Consider the following 26,620-nt stretch of genomic DNA (forward strand, 5'->3'; position numbering starts at 1 on the left):
CTAAAAGAATACTATAAGTTTGATGTAGCAATTATTTTTATAAGTTATAACTTTAACTGGGGGTCAAATGTGAAGAAATTTTTTATTGCTCCATCAATTTTATCTGCTGATTTTGCTCGTCTTGGTGAAGATGTAGAAAAAGTAATATCAGCTGGAGCTGATATTATTCACTTTGATGTAATGGATAATCACTATGTACCTAATTTAACTTTTGGGGTGCCTATTTGTGATTCATTACGTAATTATGGTATTACTGCGCCAATTGATATACATCTTATGGTGAAACCAGTTGATCGTATTATTCCAGATTTTGCTCAAGCTGGAGCATCCATGATCGCTTTTCACATTGAAGCTTCTGAGCATGTTAATCGTACACTAGATCTTATCAAAGTACATAATTGTCAAGCTGGTGTAGTATTAAATCCAGCAACACCAATATCTTGTTTAAATTATATTATGGATAAAATTGATCTTATTCTTTTAATGTCAGTTAATCCTGGATTTGGAGGCCAATCATTTATTCCAAGTACTTTAGATAAAGTAAAAGCAATTCATCAATTGATTAATGAATTTGGTTATGACATTCGGTTAGCAGTTGATGGTGGAGTAAATCTGGAGAATATTCGTAGTATTGCCGAAGCAGGAGCGAATATGTTTGTTGCCGGTTCTTCTATTTTTAGCCATCATAATTACAAACAAGTCATTGATGAAATGCGTACAGAGATCTTAAAAGCTAACACTTCACTGTTAAAAAACATCTAGTCTCTTTGCTAAAATATTTTTAAAGATTTTTATGTTTAACATGCTATACATAGGACGCAATATTTAGTCACTACATATGTAGTTTTTTGATATGTTCTACTTTAATTAAAGTAGAATTATCAGGGTATGTAAAATAGTAATTTATAATAATCTTGTTAATTTTCATGCCAAATGATTTTAATATATTATTACTTAAAATTTTTTATATACAGTATAGATAATTAGAATAATTTTATAGCATACGTTATATACAAAAAAGTTATAGAATAATTGGAGATATATACAATGAAATTAGTTATTCCAAATTATGCTCAATCTAATGTTTTAGTAATTGGTGATGTGATGTTGGATAGGTATTGGTATGGTCCAACAAATCGTATTTCACCAGAAGCACCTGTGCCTGTAATTAAAGTAGAGCATAATGAGGAACGCCCAGGTGGTGCAGCAAATGTTGCGATGAATATTGCTTCACTTGGTGGAAATGCTCATATTATTGGTTTAACAGGAATGGATGAACCAGCAAGGGTGTTAACTAAAATATTAATGTCTTTAAAAATTACTTGCGATTTTGTAACCTTGCCTAATTATCCCACTATTACTAAATTACGCGTGTTGAGTCGTAGTCAACAATTAATTCGTTTGGACTTTGAAAATAGGTTTAACGATATTAATGCACAATTGATTCTATCTCGTATGAAACAAGCATTATCTAAAGTAAATTCGATGGTTTTATCTGACTATGATAAAGGTACTTTAGATCACGTTCAACAATTTATTAAGAAAGCACAGGATAAGAATATTCCGATATTTGTAGATCCAAAAGGTGTTGATTTTGAACGTTATCGTGGTGCAACTTTATTAACACCGAATATGGCAGAGTTTAGCTCAGTTGTTGGTAAAATAAAATCGGAAGAAGATCTGGTAAAAAAAGGTTTATCTTTGATGAAGCAATATAGTTTTAAAGCTTTATTGGTAACACGCAGTGAATATGGAATGACATTGATTCGTCCTGGAAATAAAGCATTACATCTACCTACATTAGCAAAAGAGGTATATGATGTAACTGGTGCTGGTGACACAGTGATTGCAGTATTAGCAAGTTCAGTGGCTTCTGGTCAATCTATAGAAAAATCTTGCATTCTTGCTAATGCAGCAGCTGGTGTTGTTGTCGGTAAATTGGGAACATCAACTTTATCAGCTGTTAGGCTAGCAGAAGTGATTAATGGTAACCAGAAATTTAAATCTGGTATAATTACAAAGTCTATGCTTATTCAATTTGTAAATCAGTCAAGAATGAAAGGTGAAAAAGTTGTAATGACGAATGGTTGTTTTGATATTTTGCATGCAGGCCATGTATCTTATCTAAATCGTGCATCTGAATTAGGTGATCGTTTGGTTGTTGCTGTAAATAGTGATGAATCAGTAAGAGGTTTAAAAGGATTAGGTCGTCCTATTAATTCGGTTGAGCATCGTATGGCCGTACTGGCTGGTTTAGGCGCTGTAGATTGGGTGGTTTCATTTGATGAAGATACTCCTAAACTTCTTATTTCTGAAGTTTTGCCAAGTTTATTAGTAAAAGGTGGAGACTATAAATTAGAAGAGATAGCAGGTGCTAAAGAGGTTATTGCAGCTGGGGGATCAGTGAAAGTCCTTGATTTTGAAAATGGTCATTCAAGTTCTCAAATTATCAATGCGATTCAAAGTTCTATCTCTTGATAGATAAGCAGAATTTATATCTGTTTTTTTACTGTAAGCTTTTTATTGATATGTAAAATATTTTTTTCATTTAAAGAACCAGTTATTTCGCGCATTCGGAGGACGTTTAAGATATAGTCATAACGAGCGTTGGATAAGTTCTTATTTGCATCATATAAAAGATGAATAGAGTCTAATACATCAATTATGTTGTGTGTTCCTATGTTAAATCCAGTTTTTGTTGCTTCAAGAGCAGAAGTGGTTGAAATTATCATTTGCTCATAAGCATTCAATGAATAAATTGAAGCAGTAATATCATTGTAAAGTTTACGAATATGTGTTACTAATTTTCGGTTTTTTAGTTCTAAGTTTTTGCTTGCTATGATATAGTCATATTCTGCTTGTTTTGTTTTTGATGCGATATATCCACCAGAGAATAAAGGCACTTTTAAGTGTAAAGTAAGATTGAAATCCAATTGCTTACCAACAGGTGAGGGTATTTCTGATCCATCAAGAAGATAGTCAAAATCTAATTGTGCTGATGGAAGATTTTCATATTTTATCAGTGCAATCTTATCTCGTGCTATATCTTTATCAATTTGTGCCATTAATAGATTCAGGTTGTTCTGTTTTGCTTGATTAATTAGTTCATCTATTGAAGTCATAATTTTGTTTGCTGAGAAATTTTTATTATCTAAAACTTTTATATTGTTATTATTCTTTTGATTTGTAATTTCGCTTAGCATTTCATATTGATTTGCTAGATTATTTTTAGAGATTATTTCATCTGCAAGTATAATATCATATTTAGCTTGCACGTTTTGAATTTCAGTAATTGAAGCATTTCCTGCTTTAAATTGGTCTCTTGCTTGTTTTAATTGATGGTTAAATATTGTTTTTTTTGAATGAATTAACTTCAGGTTTTCTTGAGCGCGAAGCACTGAAAAATATGCTTCTGCAGTGCGAATCATTAAAGCTTGTTGAGCAGCTTTATAAGCATATTTTTTTTTGATAGCTATTTTTTTTGCTATATCTAGAGCAGTAAAATTTGAATATTTGAAAAGTGATTGAGAAAGCTTAATATTATTGCTACGGATGTGCTTACTATAGGAGTTCCTAGAGTAATTACTAGATAAAAAAATTTCCGGTAAAAAAACACTTCTACTAGAGGTTATGGCTTCCAAGGCAGAATCGCGTTGTGCTAATGCACTAAATAATTTAGGATCATTCTCTTTTGCTTCGTTATAAATTTCCAAGAGATCTTTAGAATGTACTAAATTGCTTAAGCTTGTTAAGATTACACTGATAAGTAGTAGAGTTGATTTGCTCATTTTTTCTCCGGCTTCTTCTGAAGGGGGTTGAGCCTTTCTATCTTAAATTTTAATTTAACTGGATGGCAATAGAGAAAATATATTTTTATGCTAAAAAATATAAAATTTATGTATAAAATATAAAGCTATATATTATAGAAGTATAGATTATATTCTCTCTAATATGAGGCATTCTATTAAAAATTAGCTAATTTTTAATAGAATGCTTTAATGTAGACAAATTATCAAGATCAGACTTGATTTTCTAATGAAATAAAGTTGTTTGTATTGTATCAAGATTCAATGTTAGTTAGATTAGTATTTAGAATATTTTTTTAGTAATTATAACTATAATAATTTCATGGAGTTCTTTTATTTTTGATATTTTATCCTGTTACCTTATCAGTAAATTATTTATTAATTTTATGTTCACTTGAGTAATTGAATCTTTGGTTTTGAGATTATCATTAAATTTAACAAATAGTTCTAGCATAAAGCTGTTGCAAATTACAGATACTCATTTGTTTGCACCCGAAGATGGAAGTCTTCTAAATGTGATTACATTAGATAGTTTTCAGGCTGTTTTAGGTGCTATTATAGAAAAAAAGTTTCAGTTTGATGTTATTGTAGCAACTGGTGATATTTCTCAAGATCATAGTGAGGAGTCTTATCAACATTTTGTTGATAGCATTTCTGTTTTAAAACAGCCATGTTTTTGGTTAGCTGGTAATCATGATTATAAACCTAGTATGGCAGGTTTTTTTCGGCCAAAAAAGATTTTTAATCTAGAGCACGCTTTCTTAAGTGAAAATTGGCAGATTATTATCTTAGATTCTCAAGTGTTTGGTGTTTCTTATGGCCATTTAAGTAAACAGCAAATGTTGTTATTAGATAGCATATTAAGAGAATATCATCATCATCATACTTTAATTCTTCTTCATCATCATCCTATATTAGTTGGCAGTGATTGGCTTGATCGTCATGCTCTCAAAGATAGTATAGAATTTTGGCAAATACTCCGTAAGTACAGTAATGTTAAAGCTATTTTGTGTGGGCATGTTCATCAGAATATAGACCGAGATATTCAAAATATACGTGTACTATCAGCTCCTTCAACATGCATACAATTTAAACCAAATTCAAAGCATTTTGCATTAGATCGGTTGTCTCCAGGTTGGAGAGAAATAGAACTGTATGATGATGGTTCTATTTCAACTCAGGTCCATCGTTTAATGAGCACTTATTTTTTACCTGATTTAAATACTAATGGTTACTAATTAATAACAATCATTTTTTATTTTCAGATAGTTAAGTTGCTTTAAAAGCAGTAATTACTTCTATTTAAATTATTCGAATAGAAGTATTTTAAAACAAATTAGAAAAGTAAGATGACAATTACTTTGATGTGTAAGAAAATGTTGTAGGAGATGAAAGGTAGTAGAATCATGGGAATGTTTATACTTAAAAAATCAAATACATCTATATCATCTGATCAAAAGAAAACAACTTGGCAAATTTTTGAACGTCTTTGGAAATATATTCGCTTCTATAAGCTAGGTTTAGTAGTTGCTATAGTAGCATTATTAGTTAATGCTATTTCAGATACATATATGCTCTCTTTACTTAAACCTTTATTAGATGAAGGTTTTGGCTATGCTAAGTCTGATTTCTTAAAAAAGTTACCTATAATAATTTTTGCAATGATGCTTATTCGTGGATTCAGCAGTTTTGTTTCAACTTACTGTTTAAGTTGGGTATCAGGAAATGTTGTTATGGAAATTCGTAGAAAAATTTTTCATCAGTTCATGCATATGCCAGTAGTTTTTTTCGATAAAGAATCAACTGGTGATTTGCTTTCTAGAATTACTTATGATTCAGAGCAAGTAGCTAGTGCCACTAGCCATGCATTAGTTAGTCTTATTAGAGAAGGTGCTAGTATTATTGCTTTATTAGTATTGATGTTTTGGAATAGTTGGGAGTTATCCCTAGTATTGTTTATTGTTGTTCCTCCAGTTGCTTGGAGTATTAGTTTTGTTTCTGAACGTTTTCGTAAAATTTCTAAAAATATGCAAACTGCTATGGGGCATGTAACGTCTTCTGTAGAACAAATGTTAAAAGGGCACAAGGTTGTTTTGTCTTATGGTGGTCAAACAGTTGAACGTAAACGTTTCAATAATGTTAATAATCAAATGCGTCAACAGACAATGAAATTGGTAGCGGCTCAGGCTATTGCGAATCCTATCATTCAAGTAATTGCTTCTATTGCTTTGGTATCCATATTATTTTTAGCAAGCATTGATTCTATTCGTTCAGAATTGACATCTGGTACATTTACAGTGGTTTTTTCAGCTATGTTTTGTTTGATGAGGCCAATAAAAGCATTAACTAATGTAACTTCAGAATTCCAACGTGGCATGGCTGCCAGCCAGACTTTATTTGAGTTAATAGATCTAAAAACTGAGCAAGACAATGGTACGCATGTATCAAATACAGTTTTAGGAAATATTGAGGTAAAAAATGTAACTTTTACTTATCAAGGAAAAAGTAAGCCAGCATTATTTAATATTAACTTTTCTATTCCTAAAGGGAAAAAAGTAGCTCTTGTTGGACGTTCTGGTTCTGGTAAAAGTACTATTATAAATCTCCTAACTCGCTTCTATGATGTTGATTCTGGTTCTATTTATTTAGATGGACATGATATTCGTGATTATAAATTAGCTAACTTACGAAGTCATTTTGCTTTAGTATCACAAAATATTTATTTATTTAATGATACTATCGCTAATAATATTGCCTATGCATCAAATAAAAAATTCACTCGTGAAGAAATTAAATATGCAGCAAAGTTAGCTAATTCTATGGACTTTATTGATAGTATGGATCAGGGTTTAGATACGATTATTGGTGAAAATGGCGTTAGTCTATCTGGCGGTCAACGTCAACGTATTGCGATTGCTCGAGCTTTATTACGTGATACTCCTGTACTTATTTTTGATGAAGCTACTTCAGCACTTGATACAGAATCAGAGCGAATAATTCAAGTTACATTAGATAAATTACAAAAAGAAAAAACAGTTTTAATAATTGCACATCGCCTATCAACCATTGAAAATGCTGATGAAATTTTAGTTATTGACGAGGGTAAGATCATTCAAAGTGGATTTCATTTAGAATTAATGAAAACAGATGGTTTATATGCACAGTTATATAAAATTCAATTTGGTGAATAGCATATGATTGAACATATTTGGTTTAAACAAAATCATCCGTTAAAGTATTTACTTTGGCCTATTTTATGGTTTTTTAGTGTTTTTTTTTACTTGGTTATTATTATTCGAATTTTTTTATACAGAAGTAGTATAAAAAAGAGTTATCGTCCACCTGTAGCAGTTATTGTAGTAGGAAATATTATTGTAGGGGGAACAGGGAAAACACCTTTTGTTATATGGCTAGTCAATATTCTTAAAAAGCGAGGTTTTAAACCTGGTGTTGTTTCTCGTGGGTATGGAGGTAACGCCTTAAAATATCCATTGATTGTAGAAAAAACAACTTTAGTGCAGTTTTGTGGTGATGAGCCAAAATTAATTCAGGAACGTACAGGTGCTATAGTAGTTGTTTCGCCAATTCGAAATGATGCTGTAAAGGTATTGCTATCGTTAGATATTGATGTAATTATTTCTGATGATGGCCTTCAACATTACGCTTTAGAAAGAGATATTGAAATTTCTATCGTAGATAGTATACGACGATTTGGTAATAATAGGCTAATACCCTTAGGTCCATTAAGAGAACCTGTTACTCGATTATCTAAGGTTGATTTTATTATAAGTAATGGCGGTCGAGTTTTAGAAAATGAGATCTCTATGAAACTTAAACCAAGTTTAGCTATTAACCTGAAAACAGGTAAAAAAGTTTCGGTTGCTGAGTTAGGGAAGCTGGTTGCTTTTGCTGGTATTGGCTATCCAGCTAGATTTTTTCATACTTTAAAGGAACTTGGTGCTCATTTAGTTGCTACGAAGAGTTTTTCTGATCATAAAACTTTTCAAGTAAAAGAATTAGATTTAATTTCTTCTCAAGGAACTAATTTAATAATGACAGAAAAAGATGCTATAAAGTGTAGATGTTTTGCTAAGGAGCATTGGTGGTACTTACCAGTATCAGCCAATTTTGATATAAAAGATGAACAGCGTATTATAAATAAGATAAGCGAGGTAGTAGAGTTTTATGGATCATCGACTACTTGAAATAATAGCCTGTCCAGTTTGTAAAGGAAAACTTATTTTTAAGAAAAAAAATCAGGAATTAATATGTAAATTAGATCGTTTAGCATATCCAATTAAGGATAGTATCCCTGTATTATTAGAATCTGAAGCACGAATTATATTTATGGAAGAAGAGTTCTAATGACTTTTACTGTAATTATTCCTGCCCGTTATTACTCAACTCGGTTACCTGGGAAACCAATTATTGATATTTTAGGTAAACCGATGGTGCGTTGGGTATATGATAGTGCTATGCAGTCAGGTGCTAGCAAGGTTATTATTGCGACTGATGATCAACGCATAGCTCGCGTTGTGAACTTATTTGGTGGTAAAGTATGTATGACTTCATCTAAACATCAGTCAGGGACGGAACGTTTAGCTGAGGTAGTTAACATGCTTAGACTTTCTGATAATCATACGGTTATAAATGTCCAATGTGATGAACCTTTGATCCCTCCTTCAATTATTACTCAGGTTGCTAATAGTCTTTCTTCAACTGATGCGTCAATGGCTACACTTGCAGTTGAAATTGTAAATAAGAATGAAGTTTTCAATTCAAATGTAGTTAAAGTGTTAATGAACAAAGATGGTTATGCAATTTATTTTAGTCGAGCTCCTATCCCTTGGGACAAGGTAAATTTTTCTAAAAAGGACAAAAAGATAACTTATCCTTTAATGCGTCATATTGGTATCTATGCTTATAAAGCTAGTTTTATTAATACTTACATGAACTGGAAATCAACAATTTTAGAACATATTGAATCTTTAGAGCAATTGCGTGTGCTTTGGTATGGAGAGAAAATTTATGTAAATATTGCTAAAGATATTCCAATTTTTGGTGGGATTGATACTTTTGAAGATCTTAAAACTATACGAGAAATGCTTAAGTAATAAATAGAATGTAATAGTGAACAATTATAATTTTTAGTTGAGTGATATGTTAATAGAAGTTTTTTTTTGTAAAATTACAAGCTGTTAGGACAACTGGCAAACAATCGGTTATTTCCATTCTCATCAACTTCCTCTAAAATAATCTTAAATCCCCATAACCTGTAAATATGTTTAAGCACTTCAGTATAATTTTTATCTAGTTGGTTTTTATTGTGTGGAATATGTTGTAATGTTAATGATCGATTACCCTTTATATCAGCATTAAACACTTGAATATTAGGTTCTAAATAGCTTAAATTATATTGTGCGGCTAACTTTTCACGAATCGTAGTATATCCAAGTTCATCGTGAATTGCACTTACTATGATAAAATCATTTCTATCATTATCTAATATTGAAAATAGTTTGAAATCACGAATTAGTTTTGGTGATAGATACTGGTTAATAAAGCTTTCATCCTTAAAGTGATGCATTGCAAAGTGAACTGCATCCAGCCAATTAGATTCAGCTAGATCAGGAAACCATTCTCTATCCTCATTGGTTGGTTTTTCGCAAATTCGCTTGATATCAGAAAACATAGCAAACCCAAGGGAGTAAGGATTAATACCAGTAAATTTATGACTATTATAGGGAGGTTGTGCTATCACACTAGTATGGTTATATAAAAACTCTAAAAGAAATTTGTCTGATAGTAAGCCTTCATCATAAAGGTGATTTATTATTATATAATGCCAGAAAGTAGCCCAACCTTCATTCATTACTTGAGTTTGTTTTTGTGGATAGAAATATTGGCTGATCTTTCTAACAATACGTACTATTTCTCGTTGCCATGGCTCAAGAAGTGGAGCATGTTTTTCAATGAAATAGAGAATATTTTCTTGAGGTTCACTAGGGAATTTAATCTTAATTTCCTTATTCTGATTTTTAACTTTTGGCAATGTTCGCCAAAGCTCGTTTATTTGTGATTGTAGATATGCTGTACGTTCTTCTTGGCGAATTTTTTCTTCTGAAATAGAAATTTTTTCTGGTCGTTTATAACGATCAACACCATAATTCATTAGTGCATGACATGAATCTAATAAGCTTTCAACTTGTTGTACTCCATATTTCTCTTCGCATTTAGTAATGTAGTTTTTCGCAAATAAAAAATAATCAATAATAGAACTTGCATCAGTCCAAGTTTGGAAAAGGTAATTTCCCTTAAAGAAAGAATTATGTCCATAACATGCATGCGCTATAATTAATGCTTGCATAGCTGCAGTATTTTCTTCTAATAAATATGCTATACAAGGATTTGAATTGATAACAATTTCATAAGCTAATCCCATTTTTCCATGTACGTATTCTTGTTCTATTTGAATAAATCTTTTTCCAAAAGACCAATGATGATAGTTAATTGGCATTCCAATACTTGAATAAGTATCCATCATCTGTTCAGAGGTAATAATTTCAATTTGATTAGGATAAGTATCAAGGTGATAGTGTTTAGCTACTCTTTTTATTTCTTTATGATAACGTCTAAGTGAATCAAACGTCCAGTCTGGAAAATCTGGTAACGTTTTGTTTTTTATGTTCATTCTATCTTTCTTTCTTCTAGATTATTTTTTTTGGAATAATTCTCTAAATGTAGGAAAAACATCATCTATATTTTTGATGTTTTTCATCGAAAAATTACTAGTTATTCGTTCAAGCTTTTTATATTCATTCCATAAAGTTTGATAGGAACGTTTGGTAATTTCAATATAGGAGTAATATTGGCATCTTGGTAGGATTTTTTTTATTAACAGTTCTTTACATCTAGGAGAATCTTCAGCCCAATTATCTCCATCAGATACTTGCGCAGCATATATATTCCACTCTTTTTCTGGGTAACGGTCTTGATCTTGTAGGATTGTCATCATAAGTTTTAAAGCACTAGATACAATAGTACCACCAGTTTCTTGTGAGTAGAAAAAATCATATTCATCTACTTCTTTTGCTTGCGTATGATGTCGAATAAATACCAATTCGACACTTTCATAGGTACGAGTCAAGAACAAGTATAATAATAAATAGAAGCGTTTAGCAATATCTTTTGTAATTTGATTCATAGATCCAGAGACATCCATCAAGCAGAAAATTACGGCTTGACTGGATAAAACAGGTTGTTTTTCATAATGTTTGAAACGAAGATCAAGCGTATCGATAAATGGAATTTTTTTAATTTTATTTTGTAATAAACTAATTTCTTTTTTTAGACTCTTCTCCTTTAGAGTTTGGCGTTTACTACCTGATTTTTTTATCCTATCAAGTTCATTTTTTAGTTTTTTAATTTTATTTTTTTTGCTTGCAGTCATAGCAATTCTGCGAGCAAATGATTGTTTTAGAGAATGAGTAATAGCTATATTAAAAGGAATTCCTGAAGTTTGAAATCCAGATCTACGTATTTCCCATTTATTGATTTTATTGTTTGGTTTCTCTTCTAGATTAGGTAGTTCTAAATTGTTAAATAGTAGGTCAAGATATTCATCTTTGGATATCTGAAAAACGAATTGATCTTTTTTCTTATTAGATAAATTATTATTGTTCTCTTGATTGGATTGGTTTTTAGGTCGTTGAATTTTATCACCAAAAACAAATTTATCATTACCAGGATTAACTTTTTCTTGTATACCCCCTTGTCCTTGTTGAAAGATAGGTTCTGTAATATCTCTGTGAGGAATTGAAATATTTTCACAAGAATCAATATTAGTTATGGACCTACGATTAACTGCTTCGTTTAGTGACTCTTTAATTTGTTTTTTATGACGACGTAAAAAACGTTGACGATTGATTGCGCTTTTGTTTTTTGTATTAAGTCGTCTATCAATAATTTGTACCATGAATTTCCTCTAAGCAGTATATTTATTATCTATATCTAAGAAGATTTACGTACACGTAAATACCACTCAGATAATAATCTTACTTGCTTTTCCGTATAGCCTTTTTTCATCATACGAGCAACAAAATCATCATGTTTCTTTTGATCTTCAGAAGAAGTTTTTGTGTTAAATGAAATTACTGGGAGTAATTCTTCTGTATTAGAGAACATTTTTTTTTCAATCACAGTACGAAGTTTTTCATAGCTAGTCCAGATTGGATTAAGTCCATTATTATGGGCTTTAGCACGCAAGACAAAATTCACAATTTCATTACGGAAATCTTTTGGATTACTGATTCCTGCAGGTTTTTCAATTTTTTCTAATTCACTATTTAATGATGATCGATCAAATAATTGGCCAGTTTCAGGATCACGATACTCTTGATCTTGAATCCAGAAATCAGCATAAATAACATAGCGATCAAAAATATTTTGTCCATATTCAGAATAAGATTCTAAATAGGCAGTTTGAATTTCTTTACCAATAAATTCAATGTAACGTGGGACTAAATATCCTTTTAAATATTCTAGGTATTTTTCTGTTTGTTCTTGAGGAAATTGTTCACGTTCAACTTGTTGTTCAATAACATAGAATAAGTGTACAGGATTTGCTGCAACTTCACTTTGATCAAAATTAAATACACGAGATAAAATTTTAAATGCAAAACGAGTTGATAAACCTGACATTCCTTCATCAATACCAGCATAATAGCGGTATTCTTGATAACTTTTAGCTTTGGGATCTGTATCTTTTAAGGTCTCGCCATTGTAAACACGCATCTTTGAAAATAACGAAGAGTTCTTCGGCTGCTTAAGTCTTGATAAAATACTAAATTGAGCGAGCAGATCAAGCGTATTTGGTGAACATGGTGCTTTAGATAAAGCTGAATGGTTAAGAAGTTTTTGATAGATTTTTGCTTCTTCAGAAATACGTAAGCAGTAAGGCACCTTAACTATGTAGATGCGATCTAAAAATGCCTCATTTTTTTTATTATTTCGAAAATTTTTCCATTCAGATTCATTTGAATGAGCAAGGATTATTCCGTCAAATGGCAAAGCAGATAGTCCTTCAGTGCTATTAAAATTACCTTCTTGAGTTGCTGTTAATAATGGATGTAGAACTTTAATTGGTGCTTTAAACATTTCTACAAATTCCATCAATCCTTGGTTAGCTTTGCAAAGTGCACCAGAGTAACTATAAGAGTCAGGATCATTTTGAGAGAAATATTCAAGTTGACGTATATCTACCTTTCCAACTAAAGATGAGATATCTTGATTATTTTCATCTCCAGGTTCAGTTTTAGCTATAGCAATTTGGTTAAGAATTGAAGGATAAGTTTTAACTACTTTAAATTTAGAAATATCACCAGAAAACTCATGCAAACGTTTTACAGCCCATGGTGACATAATCGAGGATAGATAACGATTTTCAATACCATACTCTTTTTTAAGTAATTGCCCATCTTGATTAATATCAAATAAACATAAAGGCGTTTCATTAACAGGGCTTTGTTTACCATTAGCGGAAAGAACATAAATAGGGATTTTTTGCATTAATATTTTTAGTTTTTCAGCTAGTGAAGATTTGCCTCCACCAACAGGACCTAATAGATAAAGAATTTGTTTGCGTTCTTCTAATCCTTGAGCAGAATGCTTTAAATAGGAAACAATTTGTTCAATAGCGTCTTCCATACCGTGGAAGTCTTCAAATGTTTCGTATTTTGATATAATTCGATTTGAAAAAATTCGACTTAACTGAGGATTTTTCGTAGTATCTACCAGATTAGGTTTGCCGATAGCCATAAGCAAACGTTCAGCAGCATTAGCATAAGCGCTTTTGTCATTTTTACATAGTTCTAAAAAATCTTGTAACGATAATTCCTCATGTTTAGCAATTTCATAACGTTTTTGAAAATGATTTAAAATACTCATGTAAAATTTCCTATTAAAACTGATGCATTAAATTCATTTAGAATACAAAATACTAAACTTGTTTGAAGCTAGAGATGATTCTAACAAGATGAATCTGCTTAAATCTTATTTAAAGTAATAGTAGAAATCTTAACTATTTGCTACATTGATATACTTAAAGTAAGCACAGTATGCGTATTACTGATTTAATTTATCTAAGAATTCCTACTAACATTGTTTTCATAAAGTGCATTCCTGTAGTGATTCAGTTGTATTAAATAGATTTTTGCGTTAGTAATAAAGTTTGTTTTTTCTTCTCCAGTTAAAGGGTTAGATTTTGGTAGTTCAACAGTGCGAGCATTTTTATGTACCCCATTAAACAAAAACTCATAGTGTAAATGCGGCCCTGTTACACGGCCTGTTGCACCTACAGTTCCGATTGTTTGACCTTGTTTAACACGCTGACCAACTTTTACCATCCGTTTTTCTAGGTGTAAATATTTAGTTACGTAATGTTGATTATGGCGAATAAAGACATAATTCCCGTTAAACTTATTGTAGCTTGATTTTTGGACTATACCATCTCCTGCAGCCCAAACAGGAGTACCAATTGGTGCAGCGTAGTCTGTACCTCGATGCGGTTGTATTTTTCCTGTTATTGGGTGTAACCGGCGAGGATTAAAGTTTGATGAAACACGACGAAAATCTACAGGAGAACGTAAAAAAGCTTTTTTCATCGCATGACCATTTTGATCGTAATAATTATTAGTTTTATCATCTAAAATTGCAGTAAATGTACGTCCTTGGTTAGTAAATATAGCTGTTACGATTTTACCTCGTCCAATAATTTCACCTTCAACTACTTGTTCTTGATAAAGTACTTTAAATTGATCACCAATTCGAATATCAAGGGAAAAATCAATATCCCAACCAAAGATTTCTGCAATTTCCATAATCTGATTTGCTGTTAAACCAGCATTAATAGCAGCATTCCAAAAATTAGAAGTGATTTTAGCTTCTACATAGTTATATTCAAAATTTAGCTCTTTTTCTTCAAATTTAGAGTCAAAACCAGAATCAGTTTTATAAATAATAAATGTTTTAATAGGACTCACTGATCGCCTTAATTCAGCTAAAGTTTGATTTTCATCAAAACCAAACTCTAATATATCGCCTGGTTTTAATTTGGTTAATTGAGATTTAATATCATCATTCGTATTTGCTAGTTGATATAGTAGTCGAGAAGATAAACCAAGCCGTTGAAATAAAATTGCACTGTTTTCACCATAACCTACAGTATGTTTATTCCAACGCTTAATTGACTGGGATAGATCTGAGTTATTATAACTAGAATGAAGTTCTTTATTGCTGATATATAAAGGGTAATGATGTCCAATTTGATAGTGTTTTTTCTCTTGTTGCAGTTTTTTATAATTAGGAAGAAAAATACTGATGATTATTAATCCAGTAGCAAATACAATAAAGCTTCGATAAGTTGATGAAATTTGAGTTAGAATAGTTAACATGCTGAATTGGATTCCGTAAATTTGAAATATCGATGTCTATGAGTCTAACCTGTTTTGAAAAATAGCGCTATTAAAGTAGAATGATTAATTATTAGTTATGAGAGTGAATGTAAATTGTGGATATTGAGTTAGTGTTAGCTGAAATTAATCGTGGTGTAGAAGAATTAATTTCTGAAGAAGAATTACTGATTAAGTTAAGAGAGAGACGCCCTCTCTATATTAAATTAGGCTTTGATCCTACGGCACCAGATATTCATTTAGGTCATGTTGTTATTTTAAACAAATTACGTATTTTTCAAAATTTAGGTCATAAAGTAAAATTTTTAGTTGGTGACTTTACTGCAATGATTGGTGATCCTTCAGGAAAGAATTGCATGCGTCCTAGATTGAATAAGACAGATATATTAAAAAATTCTACCACTTATAAGGAACAAATTTTTAAGATTTTGGACCCTAAAAAAACAGATGTTTTTTTTAATTCTAGCTGGTTATCAAAGTTAGATTCTGAAGGAATCATTCTTTTAGCATCCAAACATACAGTTGCACGTATGCTTGAGCGGGATGATTTTAAAAGTCGCTATATGAGCGCCAAACCGATTTTTATTCATGAATTTATATATCCATTATTACAAGGTTATGATTCAGTAATTTTACATAGTGATATTGAGTTAGGAGGCATAGATCAGAAATTTAACTTGCTTATGGGTCGTGAATTACAAAAGATAGATGGACAACGACCGCAAATAGTATTGATGATGCCATTGTTACTTGGTTTAGATGGTAAACAAAAAATGTCTAAATCTGCATGTAATTACATTGGTATTAGTGAACCGCCCAATGAGATGTTTGGTAAAATAATGTCTATTTCTGATAATATGATGTGGAATTATTATGAACTATTATCTCTACGAAGTCTGAAAGAAATTAATCAATTAAAAACAGATGTTAAATTTGGTAAAAATCCACGTGATATTAAGATTTTACTAGCAAAAGAACTTGTCTCTCGTTTTCATAGCAAATCAGAAGCTAGTCTTGCAGAAGATAAATTTATTGATTGTTTCCAGAAGAAAAAAATTCCAAATAGAATGCCAGAATTTGAATATGCGCTTGGTTTGCCAATTAAAAATATTTTGAAGGAATCAAAACTTTGTGTTTCTACTTCGGACGCTTTACGTATGATACAGCAGGGTGCAGTAAGAATTGATGGTCAAAGAATAACAGACATCATGTTAAAGCTTAACACTGGAACTTATATTTTTCAAGTTGGTAGACGTAGATTTGCTTGCGTTAGAATAAAATAATGGTTTAAAATTTTTATTTTTTTCTTTAGATGTAGTTGGCAATTGTACTATTATATTAGGTGATTATATATCATACTTGTGTTATTTTTATTGGTGAAGAAATAACAGAATGTATATATTTTATCCATCAAAATATATCCTATCATAGGACAGTGTTTTATGCCTAGACAAAAATCTACTATTGTTTATACCATGACTGATGAAGCACCAGCTTTATCGACATATTCTTTATTGCCTATAATTAAGTTTTTTACCATTTCTTCTGGTATTAATATTGAAGTTTGTGATATTTCTTTAGCATCACGTATTATTGCTAGTTTTTCCAGTTACTTAAAAAAAGAGCAACATATTACTGATGGATTAAAATATTTAGCTAAACTAGTGAAAACTCCAGAAGCGAACATCATTAAACTTCCTAATATTTCAGCTTCTCTTCCTCAGATAAAAATGGCAATTAAAGAGTTGCAAGAAAGGGGTTATGATTTACCTAACTATTCTGAAGAACCAGTTAATTATCTAGAAAAAAACATTAAGAGTACTTACGATAGAATTAAAGGTAGTGCAGTTAACCAATTATTAAGAGATGGCAATTCAATTCGATTTATTCCTTTATCGGTTAAAAATTATGCAAGAAAAAATCCTCACTCAATAGGAAAGTGGAACTCCAATTCTAAAACTCATATATCAAGTATGTCTAGCCAGGATTTTTTAGATAATGAGCAATCTATTACTTTAAATGGTAAGACAGAAGTAACTATTAAATTAACTACAACTAATGGTTCAATCAGAGTACTTAAAGAATTATTTTCTCTACAAGATCAAGAAATTATTGATGCTTCAGTGATGAAAAAATCTGCGTTGGTAGACTTCTTCAAACGAGAGATGATTGATGCTAAAGAAAAAGAGTTGCTTTTTTCTTTGCATATGAAAGCAAGTATGATGAAAATTTCTGATCCAATTATTTTTGGGTATGCTATTGAGACATATTATAGTTCAGTATTTAAAAAATATGGTAATAAATTTAAACAACTTGGAATAAAGCCATCAAATGGTTTGGCTGATTTATATGCTAAAATCGATTTATTACCTACATCTGAAAAAAATGAAATAAAATCAGCTATTGAAATAGTTCATCAAACTCAGCCTCAGTTAGCAATGGTTGATTCAAAGCTTGGCATTACTAATTTTCATGTTCCAAGTGATGTTATTATTGATGCATCAATACCAGGAATGCTTCGTGCATCTGGAAAAATGTTAGGACCAAATCATGAATTTAAAGACACTAAAGCAGTTATCCCAGACAGTACCTATTCAGGGGTTTATCAAACAGTAATTGATTTTTGTAAAAAACATGGTGCGTTTGACCCAACTACGATGGGTAGCATATTTAATATTGGGCTTATGGCAAAAAAAGCAGAAGAATATGGCTCACATGATACAACCTTTGTTCTTAATACTTCTGGAACCGTTCAAGTAGTTAGTAATTCAGGTTTTGTTTTTTTGGAACAAGATGTAGAAGAAGGAGATATTTTTCGAATGTGTCGAGTTCAAGATACTCCCATTCGAGATTGGGTAAAATTAGCTGTAAAACAAGCTTTTTCTTTGTCTATCCCAACAGTATTTTGGTTAGATAAAAACCGTGCTCATGACGCTCAAATTATTAAAAAGGTCGAACTTTACTTGCTTGAATTCGATACTGCTTCTTTAGATATTCGGATTTTGAAGCCTTCAGATGCATGTCAATTTTCTTTGATTCGTATGAAAGAAGGATTGGATACAATTTCAGTAACAGGTAATGTTTTGCGTGATTATTTAACTGATTTATTTCCAATACTTGAAGTAGGCACATCTGCAAAAATGCTGTCGATTATACATTTAATGAACGGTGGGGTTTTATTTGAAACAGGTTCTGGTGGTTGTGCACCTAAGCACATGCAACAAGTTAAAACAGAAAACCATTTGCGTTGGGATTCTTTAGGTGAGTTTCTTGCTTTAGCTAGTTCGTTAGAGCATTTGAGTATAACAAAAAGTAATAAAAACGCAAGGATTTTATCTGATGCTTTAAATAAAGCAATAACTCAGTTTCTTGATGATGATAGGTCTCCTTCTCGTAAAGTTGGTGAATTAGATAATCGAGGTAGTCATTATTATTTAGCAAAATATTGGGCAGATAAGTTAGCTAGGCAAAATCTCGATTTAGATTTAAAGAAAAAATTTACTCCTATAGCGAAAGCACTTTCTCAAAATGAAGAATCCATTATATCTGAATTAAATAATGTGCAAGGAATGACAGGAGATTTTGGAGGACGTTACTTATTTGATGCTACTAAAGCATCAATATTAATGCGTCCTAGTTCATTATTTAATGCAATTATTAATATGTAGTCTTTTACTAGATTAAGTCTTTGTTTTTATGCTTTTAACTGAGTCCTATATAAATCTATATTTAGTTAATAATTTGGTATATTCAATTCAATTGATTAAAGCATATGTAATAGTTATTTCTTAGCATTATTTTATGTGTACTGCTATTTTTAAATGGTTATTTTAAAATATAGATTTTTTAGTTTATTGATAATATTAATTTTTTCAAAATTAACTAGGATTAAATAGTATTAAAGTTTTATTGAACTTCTTGGTTTATTTGTTTTGAAATTTAAAATTATTTAGATATATTAATAAGTTAAGTTATATCATTATATAAATGTTCACAAGTTAGTTCTAAATCTCTGAGAGCAGCTAGAGTTGAATTTAAGTAGCATTTACTCTAGAGAAATTGGTAATAAAATACAAGTGTCATTACTTGTTTCGAGCAATGAGATTGTTCTTACCAGGAGGCATATATGCTCAATAAAGAATTAGAGTCAAGTTTAAATGCTGCATTTGCTCGTGCTAGAGAAAAAAGACATGAATTCATAACTGTAGAACATCTATTATTAACACTGTTAGATAATGATACAGCTAGAGAAGCATTGTTATCTTGCCAGGTAAATCTAGATAATTTACGCCGGGAGTTGGATTTATTTATTAACAAAACTACTCCTCTCATTCCTAAATGTGATAAAACTCGAGAAACTCAACCTACTTTAAGTTTTCAACGAGTTTTACAGCGTGCTATATTTCATGTGCAATCTTCTGGAAGTAATGAAGTTGTTGGTGCTAACGTTTTAATAGCTATCTTTAGTGAGCAAGAATCTCATGCTGTATACTTACTTAAAAAGAATAATATAACTCGATTGGATATTGTTAATTTTATTTCTCGTAGAATTACTGAATCTTCTGATTCTTTTAAAAAAAATGAAGAAGTAAATTCTACGGAACCTTTAGAAAAATTTGCAGCTAATCTGAATCAAGTAGCCAAGCAAGGTAACATTGATCCATTAATTGGTCGTGATAGGGAGCTTGATCGTATCATTCAAATATTATGTCGTCGTCGTAAGAATAACCCATTGTTAGTAGGTGAATCTGGTGTTGGTAAAACTGCAATTGCTGAAGGGTTAGCATGGAAAATTGTTGAGGGTCAAGTCCCTGAATTTATGAAGGATAATATTGTTTATTCTTTAGATATTGGCCTATTATTGGTAGGAACAAAATATCGAGGTGATTTTGAAAAACGTTTAAAATCGGTTTTAAGACAGCTTGAAAATGAAGAGAATACTATTTTATTCATTGATGAAATACATACTATTATTGGTGCTGGAGCGACTTCTGGTGGTCAAGTTGATGCTGCAAATTTAATTAAGCCATTGTTAAGTCGGGGTAAACTTCGTTGTATTGGTTCTACTACCTATAAGGAATATAATAATATTTTTGAGAAGGAACATGCTTTATCTCGTCGGTTCCAAAATATTGATATTTTAGAGCCTTCTTTAGATGATACCATGAAAATACTGGTTGGTTTGAAACAGAAATACGAATCCTATCATGAAGTTCGTTATACTAGTAAAGCTCTTCGGGCTGCTGTTGAACTTTCAGCAAAGTATATTAATGGTCGTTATTTACCAGATAAAGCTATTGATGTTATTGACGAAGTTGGAGCATATAGTCGTTTACTACCTATACGTCGTCGTAGAAAAACTGTTGGGGTAGCTGATATTGAAGCTATTGTTGCTAAGATAGCCCGGATTCCAGAGAAATCAATATCATCATCTGATAAATATCTATTAGAACAATTAGATCGTCAAATGAAAATGTTAGTTTTTGGACAAGATATTGCAATTAGTGCATTAAGTGAATCGATTAAATTAACACGTTCAGGTCTTGGAGAAAATAATAAACCAGTAGGTTCATTTCTATTTGCTGGTCCTACTGGGGTAGGAAAAACAGAAGTTACTATTCAATTATCTAAATTATTGAGTATTGAGTTACTTCGTTTTGACATGTCAGAATATAGTGAACGTCATTCTGTAAGTCGTTTAATTGGTGCTCCTCCAGGTTACGTGGGCTATGATCAAGGTGGTTTATTAACTGATGTAGTAACTAAACACCCTCATTCAGTTCTGCTTTTAGATGAAATTGAAAAAGCACATCCTGATATTCTTAATTTGCTGCTGCAAATTATGGATAATGGGACATTAACAGATAATAGTGGTCGTAAGGCAGATTTTCGCAATGTAATTTTAGTTATGACTACTAATACAGGAATCCAAGATGCTAAAAGAAGGTCCATAGGTTTAATTAAACAAGATAACAGTGATGATTCCATGTTAGCTATTAATAGATTTTTTTCGCCTGAATTTAGAAATCGTTTAGATAAAATTATTTGGTTTAAAAATCTCGATAAAAATGTTGTTCGTCAAGTTGTTGATAAATTTATTGTAGAATTACAAGTTCAATTAGATGAGCGAGGAGTATCTTTTGAAATATCAGAGGAAGCTAAATCTTGGTTAGCTTGCAAAGGTTATGACAAATTTATGGGTGCTCGTCCAATGAGAAGAGTGATTCAAGAAAAAATCAGACAACCTTTAGCTAATGAATTACTATTTGGTTCATTAATTTCTGGAGGGAGAGTAAAAGTATTGCTAAATCAAGATAAGCTTATATTTCAATGTATTAATGAAAAAGAAAAAGTTTTATACTAGTTACAAATTTTTGTTGATCCTAGAAAGAACTGTTTTTTCTATGCAATTTGTATTATTGCTTACATTTTAGGAATATTAATTCCTAGTAGAATGATATTAAAATTCTGTATGGTGTTGAGGTTTTATTCTACATTTGAATAAATGATGAAATGATACCAATCAAACCACCGAATAAACCTCCCCAAACTACTAACCAGCCTAAATGTTCTTTGATTATTTTTTTTATCATTTCTTTAACTAATTTTGGTGTCAGTTCTTTTAAGCGTTTTTCAATAATATGAGTTATATTTTCCTGAATATCTTTTTTTATCAAAGAAGTATGAAGTTGTTCCTGAATTATATTTTGTATTTCTTTGCTTTGAGTAATCTCAATTATTGATTTTTTTACTTTTCGGACAAAAGGTTCTTTTAATGGATATAATGCTTCCTTACCACCAAACATGTTTAACATTCCTCCAAATGAGGACTCACTAATTACTTGTATTAAAGAACTAAAAGTTGGCTCAAAATTAATTTTATTTAAAATTAATTTAAAATCTATTGATTTATTATGAAATAGTTCTTTTTTCATAATGGTATCTATATTCTCTTTAGTAAAAAATTCTTCCATCATTAAATTTTTAATTGAAGATTTAAACTCCTTAAATTTAGAAGGAATAACCCCAGAACCATAGATATAAGGAATTTTCTCAAATAGCATATAGACAGCTAGATAATTAGTGATTGAACCTGAAAAAGCAAATAATCCAGTATAAAAAAAAAGTTGATTATTCAAATAATAACTTATGCTGAGTATAGATAATGCAATAATGTTAGTAAGTAAACTTTTATTCATAATTTTAATTATTTTAATACAATTTCTATCATTCTAAGAGATTTTTCTTTTTTGGAAAAGTTATTATGAGTATAGTTTTTTGGGGGGAGTTGAAAAGATTTACTTGGTAATGATTTAATTTGTACTATTTTATAAAATAATCTAGTTTTATCATGATTAAAATATACTTAATATAGAATTAAACATTCTATATTAAGTAGAGTTCGATTTTTAATACTCAATATAATAAATTTTTTTATGAGCAATAACCTTGAATTTAATTTTGTGATCCCCAAGTTAATCGAAGGGATATTATGAAGTGTTTTAGTCCTTATATATTTTAAAACACATAAAAATTTATCTATTATGGAGCTAAAGCTAGTATGAGTGAAATGGCAACGAAAAATAAGGAAACTCGCGGCTTTCAATCGGAAGTAAAACAGTTACTTAACCTTATGGTTCATTCTCTTTATTCAAATAAAGAAATTTTTCTGCGCGAGCTAATTTCAAACGCGTCAGATGCGTCCGATAAGTTACGTTTTCGAGCATTGTCAAATCCAGAGCTTTATCAAGGTGATGGGGACCTTAAAGTAAAATTATCCTTTGATAAAATAACCAATACATTAACAGTTTCAGATAACGGTATTGGTATGAGTCGAAATGATGTAATTGAACATTTAGGAACAATTGCTAAGTCAGGTACTTCAGAATTTTTTTCTAATCTTTCAGAAGAGCAAAGTAAAAATTCTCAATTGATCGGTCAATTTGGTGTTGGTTTTTATTCAGCATTTATCGTCGCTGATTCTGTAACTGTGCGTACTCGTTCTGGTTTGTCATCTAATAATGGGGTGGAATGGCATTCGTCAGGAGAAGGTGAATATACTATTGAAAATATCATTAAAGAATCTCGGGGTACGGATGTAATTTTACATATGCGTGAAGAGGGAAAAGAATTTCTTAATGAGTGGCGTTTACGTGAAGTGATTAGTAAATATTCTGATCATATTAGTATTCCTGTTTGTATGATGACTAAAGTTAAGGATAAAAAAGGTCAAGAAACTGAAAAAACAGAATGGGAACAAATTAACAAAGCACAAGCCCTTTGGACAAGAAACAAATCAGACATAAAAGAAGAGGAGTATAAGGAATTTTACAAGCATGTTTCGCATGATTTTAGTGATCCAATGCTTTGGAGTCATAATCGTGTAGAGGGGAAAAATGATTATACCAGCCTGCTTTACATTCCTTCTAAGGCACCATGGGATATGATGAATCGTGAACATAAATCTGGTCTTAAGCTATATGTACAGCGTGTATTTATTATGGATGATGCCAAACAGCTAATTCCTGCTTATTTGCGTTTTGTTCGTGGTTTAATAGATTCGAATGATTTGCCTCTTAATGTTTCTCGAGAAATTCTTCAAGATAATAAAGTGACCCAGTCATTACGTAGTGCCTGTACTAAGCGTATTCTTGCTCTCCTAGAGAATTTAGCAAACAATGATGCAGAGAAATACCAAAAATTTTGGCAAGAATTTGGAATGGTTATGAAAGAAGGTCCAGCAGAAGATCTTGTAAATAAGGAAAAGATTGCTGGATTACTCCGTTTTTCTTCAACGAAATCAGACTCTTCTAAGCAGACAGTAGGATTTCTTTCTTATATTGATCGAATGAAAGAAGGGCAAGATAAAATCTATTACTTAACAGCAGATAATTATGTGACAGCTAAAAGCAGTCCCCATTTAGAACAGTTTCATGCCAAAGGGATTGAAGTAATTTTAATGGTTAATCGTATTGATGAATGGTTAATGAATCATTTAACTGAGTTTAATGGTAAAAAATTCCAATCTATAACTAAATCAGGTCTTGATTTAAGTCAATTTGATGATAAAACAAAACAAGAGAAGCATAAAGAAACAGAAGAGGAGTTTAAATCTGTTATTGAACGTATTAAGGAATACTTAGGCGACCGAGTTAAGGAAGTTCGAATAACATTTAAATTAGCAACAACACCAGCTGTGGTGGTTACTGATGATTTTGAAATGGGAACACAAATGTCTAAGCTTTTAGAATCTGCTGGTCAGGAAGTTCCTAAAGTAAAATATATATTTGAAATTAACCCAAAGAATGAGTTAGTAAAATGTATGGCAGATGAACCTGATGAGCGGATTTTTTCTTATTGGGTTGAAGTGTTATTAGGTCAAGCTATGTTAACTGAACGTGGTTCGATTGAGGATCCGTCTAAGTTTTTAGTTGCTATTAATACACTGATCGTAAAAACATAATTTTCTAAAATAGAAATCTAATAAAGCTTGCATAATTATGCAAGCTTTATTATTTATTGAACTATTCCAATTAAATTGGATATACAAAGCAATAATTTCAGTATTACTTATAATTTATTTAAATGGAATTAGATATGCGTATTATTTTTCTAGGTCCTCCAGGTTCAGGTAAAGGTACACAAGCTCGATTGCTTATGGAAAGGTATCATCTCCCAAAAATATCACCAGGTGATATTTTGCGTATTGCTATTAAAAAAGAAACTAAACTAGGGAAACGAGCCAGAGCAATAATTAATTCTGGCAATCTAGTTTCTGATAATATTATATTAAGTTTAATTAAGGATCGGATTGCTCAAAAGGATTGTTATAAAGGTTTTATATTTGATGGTTTTCCTAGAACGATCTTGCAAGCTAATTCATTAAAGGAAATGAAAATAACTATAGATTATGTTATTCAATTAAATATTAGCAATGATGAAATTGTAAAACGTATAGCTGGTCGTCGTATACATCTCGCTTCAGGTCGTACTTATCATACAATTTATAATTTACCTAAAGTTGAAGGTAAAGATGATATAACTGGAGAAAAATTAATCATTCGTAATGATGATAAAGAAGAAACTATTCGAGCTCGTTTAAGTATATACTATGATCAAACAGCTCCATTGAGTTCTTATTATCTTGAAGAAGCTAAACTTGGTAATATAAGGTATTTAAAGTTTGATGCTGAAAAAAAAGTAACTGAACTTACTAATGATATCAAGAAAGCATTAATATAATTTCCTTGTAGAGGTCTTTTTAATATATATGGACTGTAATTATTAATTAATATTTTATATTTTAAATAATGAAAAATAGCAATAACTTAGGTGTTTTGCTAGTTAATCTTGGTTCCCCTAGTAAACCAACGATGACTGGAGTTAGTCTTTTTCTAAGACAGTTATTATCTGACAGGCGAGTAATAGACATAAATGCTTGGTTGTGGTATCCCATTTTGTATGCTCTAGTATTACCTATGCGAGTTAAGAAAGTAACAAAGTTATATCAAAAAATTTGGATGGATGAAGGTTCACCATTAATTTTATATACTCAGAGACAAGTACAATTATTAAATAAAAGGTTGAAATTACCAGTGTCATCAGGTATGACCTATGGTTCACCTAGTTTAGAGAGCGGAGTGCAAGAACTATTATCTAAAAAAGTTACAGATATTATTATATTGCCTCTTTTCCCTCAATATTCTAGAACAACAACTGCTGCAGTTTTTGATAGATTAGTAAAAGTGTTTAAGAAAATCCCTTTAATTCCGACGTATAGGTTAATTTGCAATTATCATAATCATCCTTTATATATTAAGGCATTGGCTCACAGTATTAGAAAGTCATGGAAAAATAATGGAAAAGGAGATTATTTACTATGTTCATATCATGGTATTCCGGAATCTTATGTAACTAGAAGTGGAGATATTTATCCTAGTTTTTGTAAACAAACAACAGATTTACTTGCGCAAGTATTAGAATTAAAAAGCAAAGAGATTGGTTTTTCATATCAATCTCGTTTTGGCAGAATAAGATGGTTAAGTCCATATACAGATAAAATCCTCAAAGAACTTCCAAATCAAGGAATCAAAAATGTCGATGTTTTAGCTCCAGGTTTTTCATGTGATTGTTTAGAAACTTTAGAAGAAATTTTAGTAAGATATAAAAATAAGTACATGGAAGCTGGAGGTCGTAAATTCACCTATATACCTTGTTTAAATGATTCAACTCTACATATTGAAATGATAGCCTCACTTGTGAGTAAATCATAAAGAATAATTCTATCATATAAAGATTCAATTACAAACTTTAAACCATCTGCTTTCAATAGAAATACTAAGAGCT

The 26,620-nt window shown here is 30.8% G+C and carries 19 protein-coding genes; 13 read left to right on the plus strand and 6 right to left on the minus strand.

All coding sequences use genetic code 11. The features are described 5' to 3' along the window. Window positions 1-69: 69 nt before the first annotated feature. Entirely contained in the window at window positions 70-762 is a 693-nt protein-coding gene (rpe, locus tag CF66_RS01385) for a ribulose-phosphate 3-epimerase (protein WP_016503599.1), read from the plus strand. Between the two features lie 285 nt (window positions 763-1,047). Further along, window positions 1,048-2,478, plus strand: coding sequence for a bifunctional D-glycero-beta-D-manno-heptose-7-phosphate kinase/D-glycero-beta-D-manno-heptose 1-phosphate adenylyltransferase HldE (hldE, locus tag CF66_RS01390; protein WP_016503598.1), 1,431 nt, complete (start codon window positions 1,048-1,050; stop codon window positions 2,476-2,478). Window positions 2,479-2,492: 14 nt separating this feature from the next. Here the strand turns inward: hldE and CF66_RS01395 are convergent, their stop codons facing one another. After that, window positions 2,493-3,788 (minus strand): TolC family outer membrane protein, encoded by a 1,296-nt coding sequence (locus CF66_RS01395; RefSeq protein ID WP_034411299.1) that lies wholly within the window; start codon window positions 3,786-3,788, stop codon window positions 2,493-2,495. A gap of 434 nt (window positions 3,789-4,222) precedes the next feature. Between CF66_RS01395 and cpdA the strand changes: the two genes are divergently transcribed. The 5 genes from cpdA (at window position 4,223) to kdsB (ending at window position 8,920) form a co-directional block, all read left to right on the plus strand. Then, window positions 4,223-5,044 (plus strand): 3',5'-cyclic-AMP phosphodiesterase, encoded by an 822-nt coding sequence (cpdA, locus tag CF66_RS01400; protein WP_034411477.1) that lies wholly within the window; start codon window positions 4,223-4,225, stop codon window positions 5,042-5,044. A gap of 174 nt (window positions 5,045-5,218) precedes the next feature. Next, window positions 5,219-6,997 carry a lipid A ABC transporter ATP-binding protein/permease MsbA gene (msbA, locus tag CF66_RS01405; RefSeq protein WP_187649142.1) on the plus strand — a complete coding sequence of 593 codons (1,779 nt, stop codon included), beginning with the start codon at window positions 5,219-5,221 and terminating at the stop codon, window positions 6,995-6,997. A gap of 3 nt (window positions 6,998-7,000) precedes the next feature. After that, window positions 7,001-8,011 (plus strand): tetraacyldisaccharide 4'-kinase, encoded by a 1,011-nt coding sequence (gene lpxK / locus CF66_RS01410; RefSeq protein WP_016503594.1) that lies wholly within the window; start codon window positions 7,001-7,003, stop codon window positions 8,009-8,011. After that, complete coding sequence (locus tag CF66_RS01415; RefSeq protein ID WP_034411301.1) at window positions 7,992-8,171, plus strand: Trm112 family protein; 180 nt, start codon at window positions 7,992-7,994, stop codon at window positions 8,169-8,171. Before lpxK ends, CF66_RS01415 begins: the two co-directional genes overlap by 20 nt. After that, window positions 8,171-8,920 carry a 3-deoxy-manno-octulosonate cytidylyltransferase gene (kdsB, locus tag CF66_RS01420; RefSeq protein WP_016503593.1) on the plus strand — a complete coding sequence of 250 codons (750 nt, stop codon included), beginning with the start codon at window positions 8,171-8,173 and terminating at the stop codon, window positions 8,918-8,920. Before CF66_RS01415 ends, kdsB begins: the two co-directional genes overlap by 1 nt. 74 nt (window positions 8,921-8,994) lie before the next feature. Here kdsB and CF66_RS01425 read toward each other — a convergent pair whose 3' ends face one another. The 4 genes from CF66_RS01425 to shyC all read right to left on the minus strand — a co-directional run bounded on the left by CF66_RS01425 (window position 8,995) and on the right by shyC (window position 15,256). Then, the gene (locus tag CF66_RS01425; protein ID WP_016503592.1) at window positions 8,995-10,497 is read right to left on the minus strand and encodes a SpoVR family protein; all 1,503 of its coding nucleotides are present in this window, start codon (window positions 10,495-10,497) and stop codon (window positions 8,995-8,997) included. Window positions 10,498-10,518: 21 nt separating this feature from the next. Next, window positions 10,519-11,781 carry a YeaH/YhbH family protein gene (locus tag CF66_RS01430; RefSeq protein ID WP_016503591.1) on the minus strand — a complete coding sequence of 421 codons (1,263 nt, stop codon included), beginning with the start codon at window positions 11,779-11,781 and terminating at the stop codon, window positions 10,519-10,521. Window positions 11,782-11,816: 35 nt separating this feature from the next. Then, window positions 11,817-13,751 carry a PrkA family serine protein kinase gene (locus tag CF66_RS01435; RefSeq protein ID WP_016503590.1) on the minus strand — a complete coding sequence of 645 codons (1,935 nt, stop codon included), beginning with the start codon at window positions 13,749-13,751 and terminating at the stop codon, window positions 11,817-11,819. A gap of 194 nt (window positions 13,752-13,945) precedes the next feature. Then, a complete protein-coding gene (gene shyC, locus CF66_RS01440) occupies window positions 13,946-15,256 on the minus strand; it encodes a peptidoglycan DD-endopeptidase ShyC (RefSeq protein ID WP_034411304.1) in 1,311 nt (436 codons plus the stop codon). 113 nt (window positions 15,257-15,369) lie between these two features. Between shyC and tyrS the strand changes: the two genes are divergently transcribed. The 3 genes from tyrS to clpA all read left to right on the plus strand — a co-directional run bounded on the left by tyrS (window position 15,370) and on the right by clpA (window position 21,638). Then, window positions 15,370-16,557, plus strand: a complete 1,188-nt coding sequence (gene tyrS, locus CF66_RS01445; protein WP_034411306.1) for a tyrosine--tRNA ligase — start codon at window positions 15,370-15,372, stop codon at window positions 16,555-16,557. A 159-nt stretch (window positions 16,558-16,716) separates the two neighbouring features. Next, a complete protein-coding gene (locus CF66_RS01450) occupies window positions 16,717-18,942 on the plus strand; it encodes an NADP-dependent isocitrate dehydrogenase (protein WP_016503587.1) in 2,226 nt (741 codons plus the stop codon). 458 nt (window positions 18,943-19,400) lie between these two features. Continuing rightward, the gene (gene clpA, locus CF66_RS01455) at window positions 19,401-21,638 is read left to right on the plus strand and encodes an ATP-dependent Clp protease ATP-binding subunit ClpA (RefSeq protein ID WP_016503586.1); all 2,238 of its coding nucleotides are present in this window, start codon (window positions 19,401-19,403) and stop codon (window positions 21,636-21,638) included. Window positions 21,639-21,765: 127 nt separating this feature from the next. Here clpA and CF66_RS01460 read toward each other — a convergent pair whose 3' ends face one another. Then, on the minus strand, window positions 21,766-22,473 hold the full coding sequence (locus CF66_RS01460; RefSeq protein WP_034411308.1) for a DUF445 domain-containing protein: 708 nt from the start codon (window positions 22,471-22,473) through the stop codon (window positions 21,766-21,768). Between the two features lie 362 nt (window positions 22,474-22,835). Between CF66_RS01460 and htpG the strand changes: the two genes are divergently transcribed. From htpG to hemH, 3 genes are all read left to right on the plus strand, one after another. Beyond that, window positions 22,836-24,737: a molecular chaperone HtpG gene (gene htpG, locus CF66_RS01465; protein WP_016503584.1), complete on the plus strand. Its 1,902-nt coding sequence runs from the start codon at window positions 22,836-22,838 to the stop codon at window positions 24,735-24,737. 134 nt (window positions 24,738-24,871) lie between these two features. Continuing rightward, window positions 24,872-25,516, plus strand: a complete 645-nt coding sequence (gene adk / locus CF66_RS01470; protein WP_016503583.1) for an adenylate kinase — start codon at window positions 24,872-24,874, stop codon at window positions 25,514-25,516. A 68-nt stretch (window positions 25,517-25,584) separates the two neighbouring features. After that, window positions 25,585-26,547, plus strand: coding sequence for a ferrochelatase (gene hemH / locus CF66_RS01475; protein ID WP_016503582.1), 963 nt, complete (start codon window positions 25,585-25,587; stop codon window positions 26,545-26,547). The last annotated feature ends 73 nt before the right edge of the window (window positions 26,548-26,620 follow it).

This window comes from Candidatus Photodesmus anomalopis (assembly GCF_000731785.2).
Classification (GTDB): Bacteria; Pseudomonadota; Gammaproteobacteria; order Enterobacterales; family Vibrionaceae; genus Vibrio; species Vibrio anomalopis.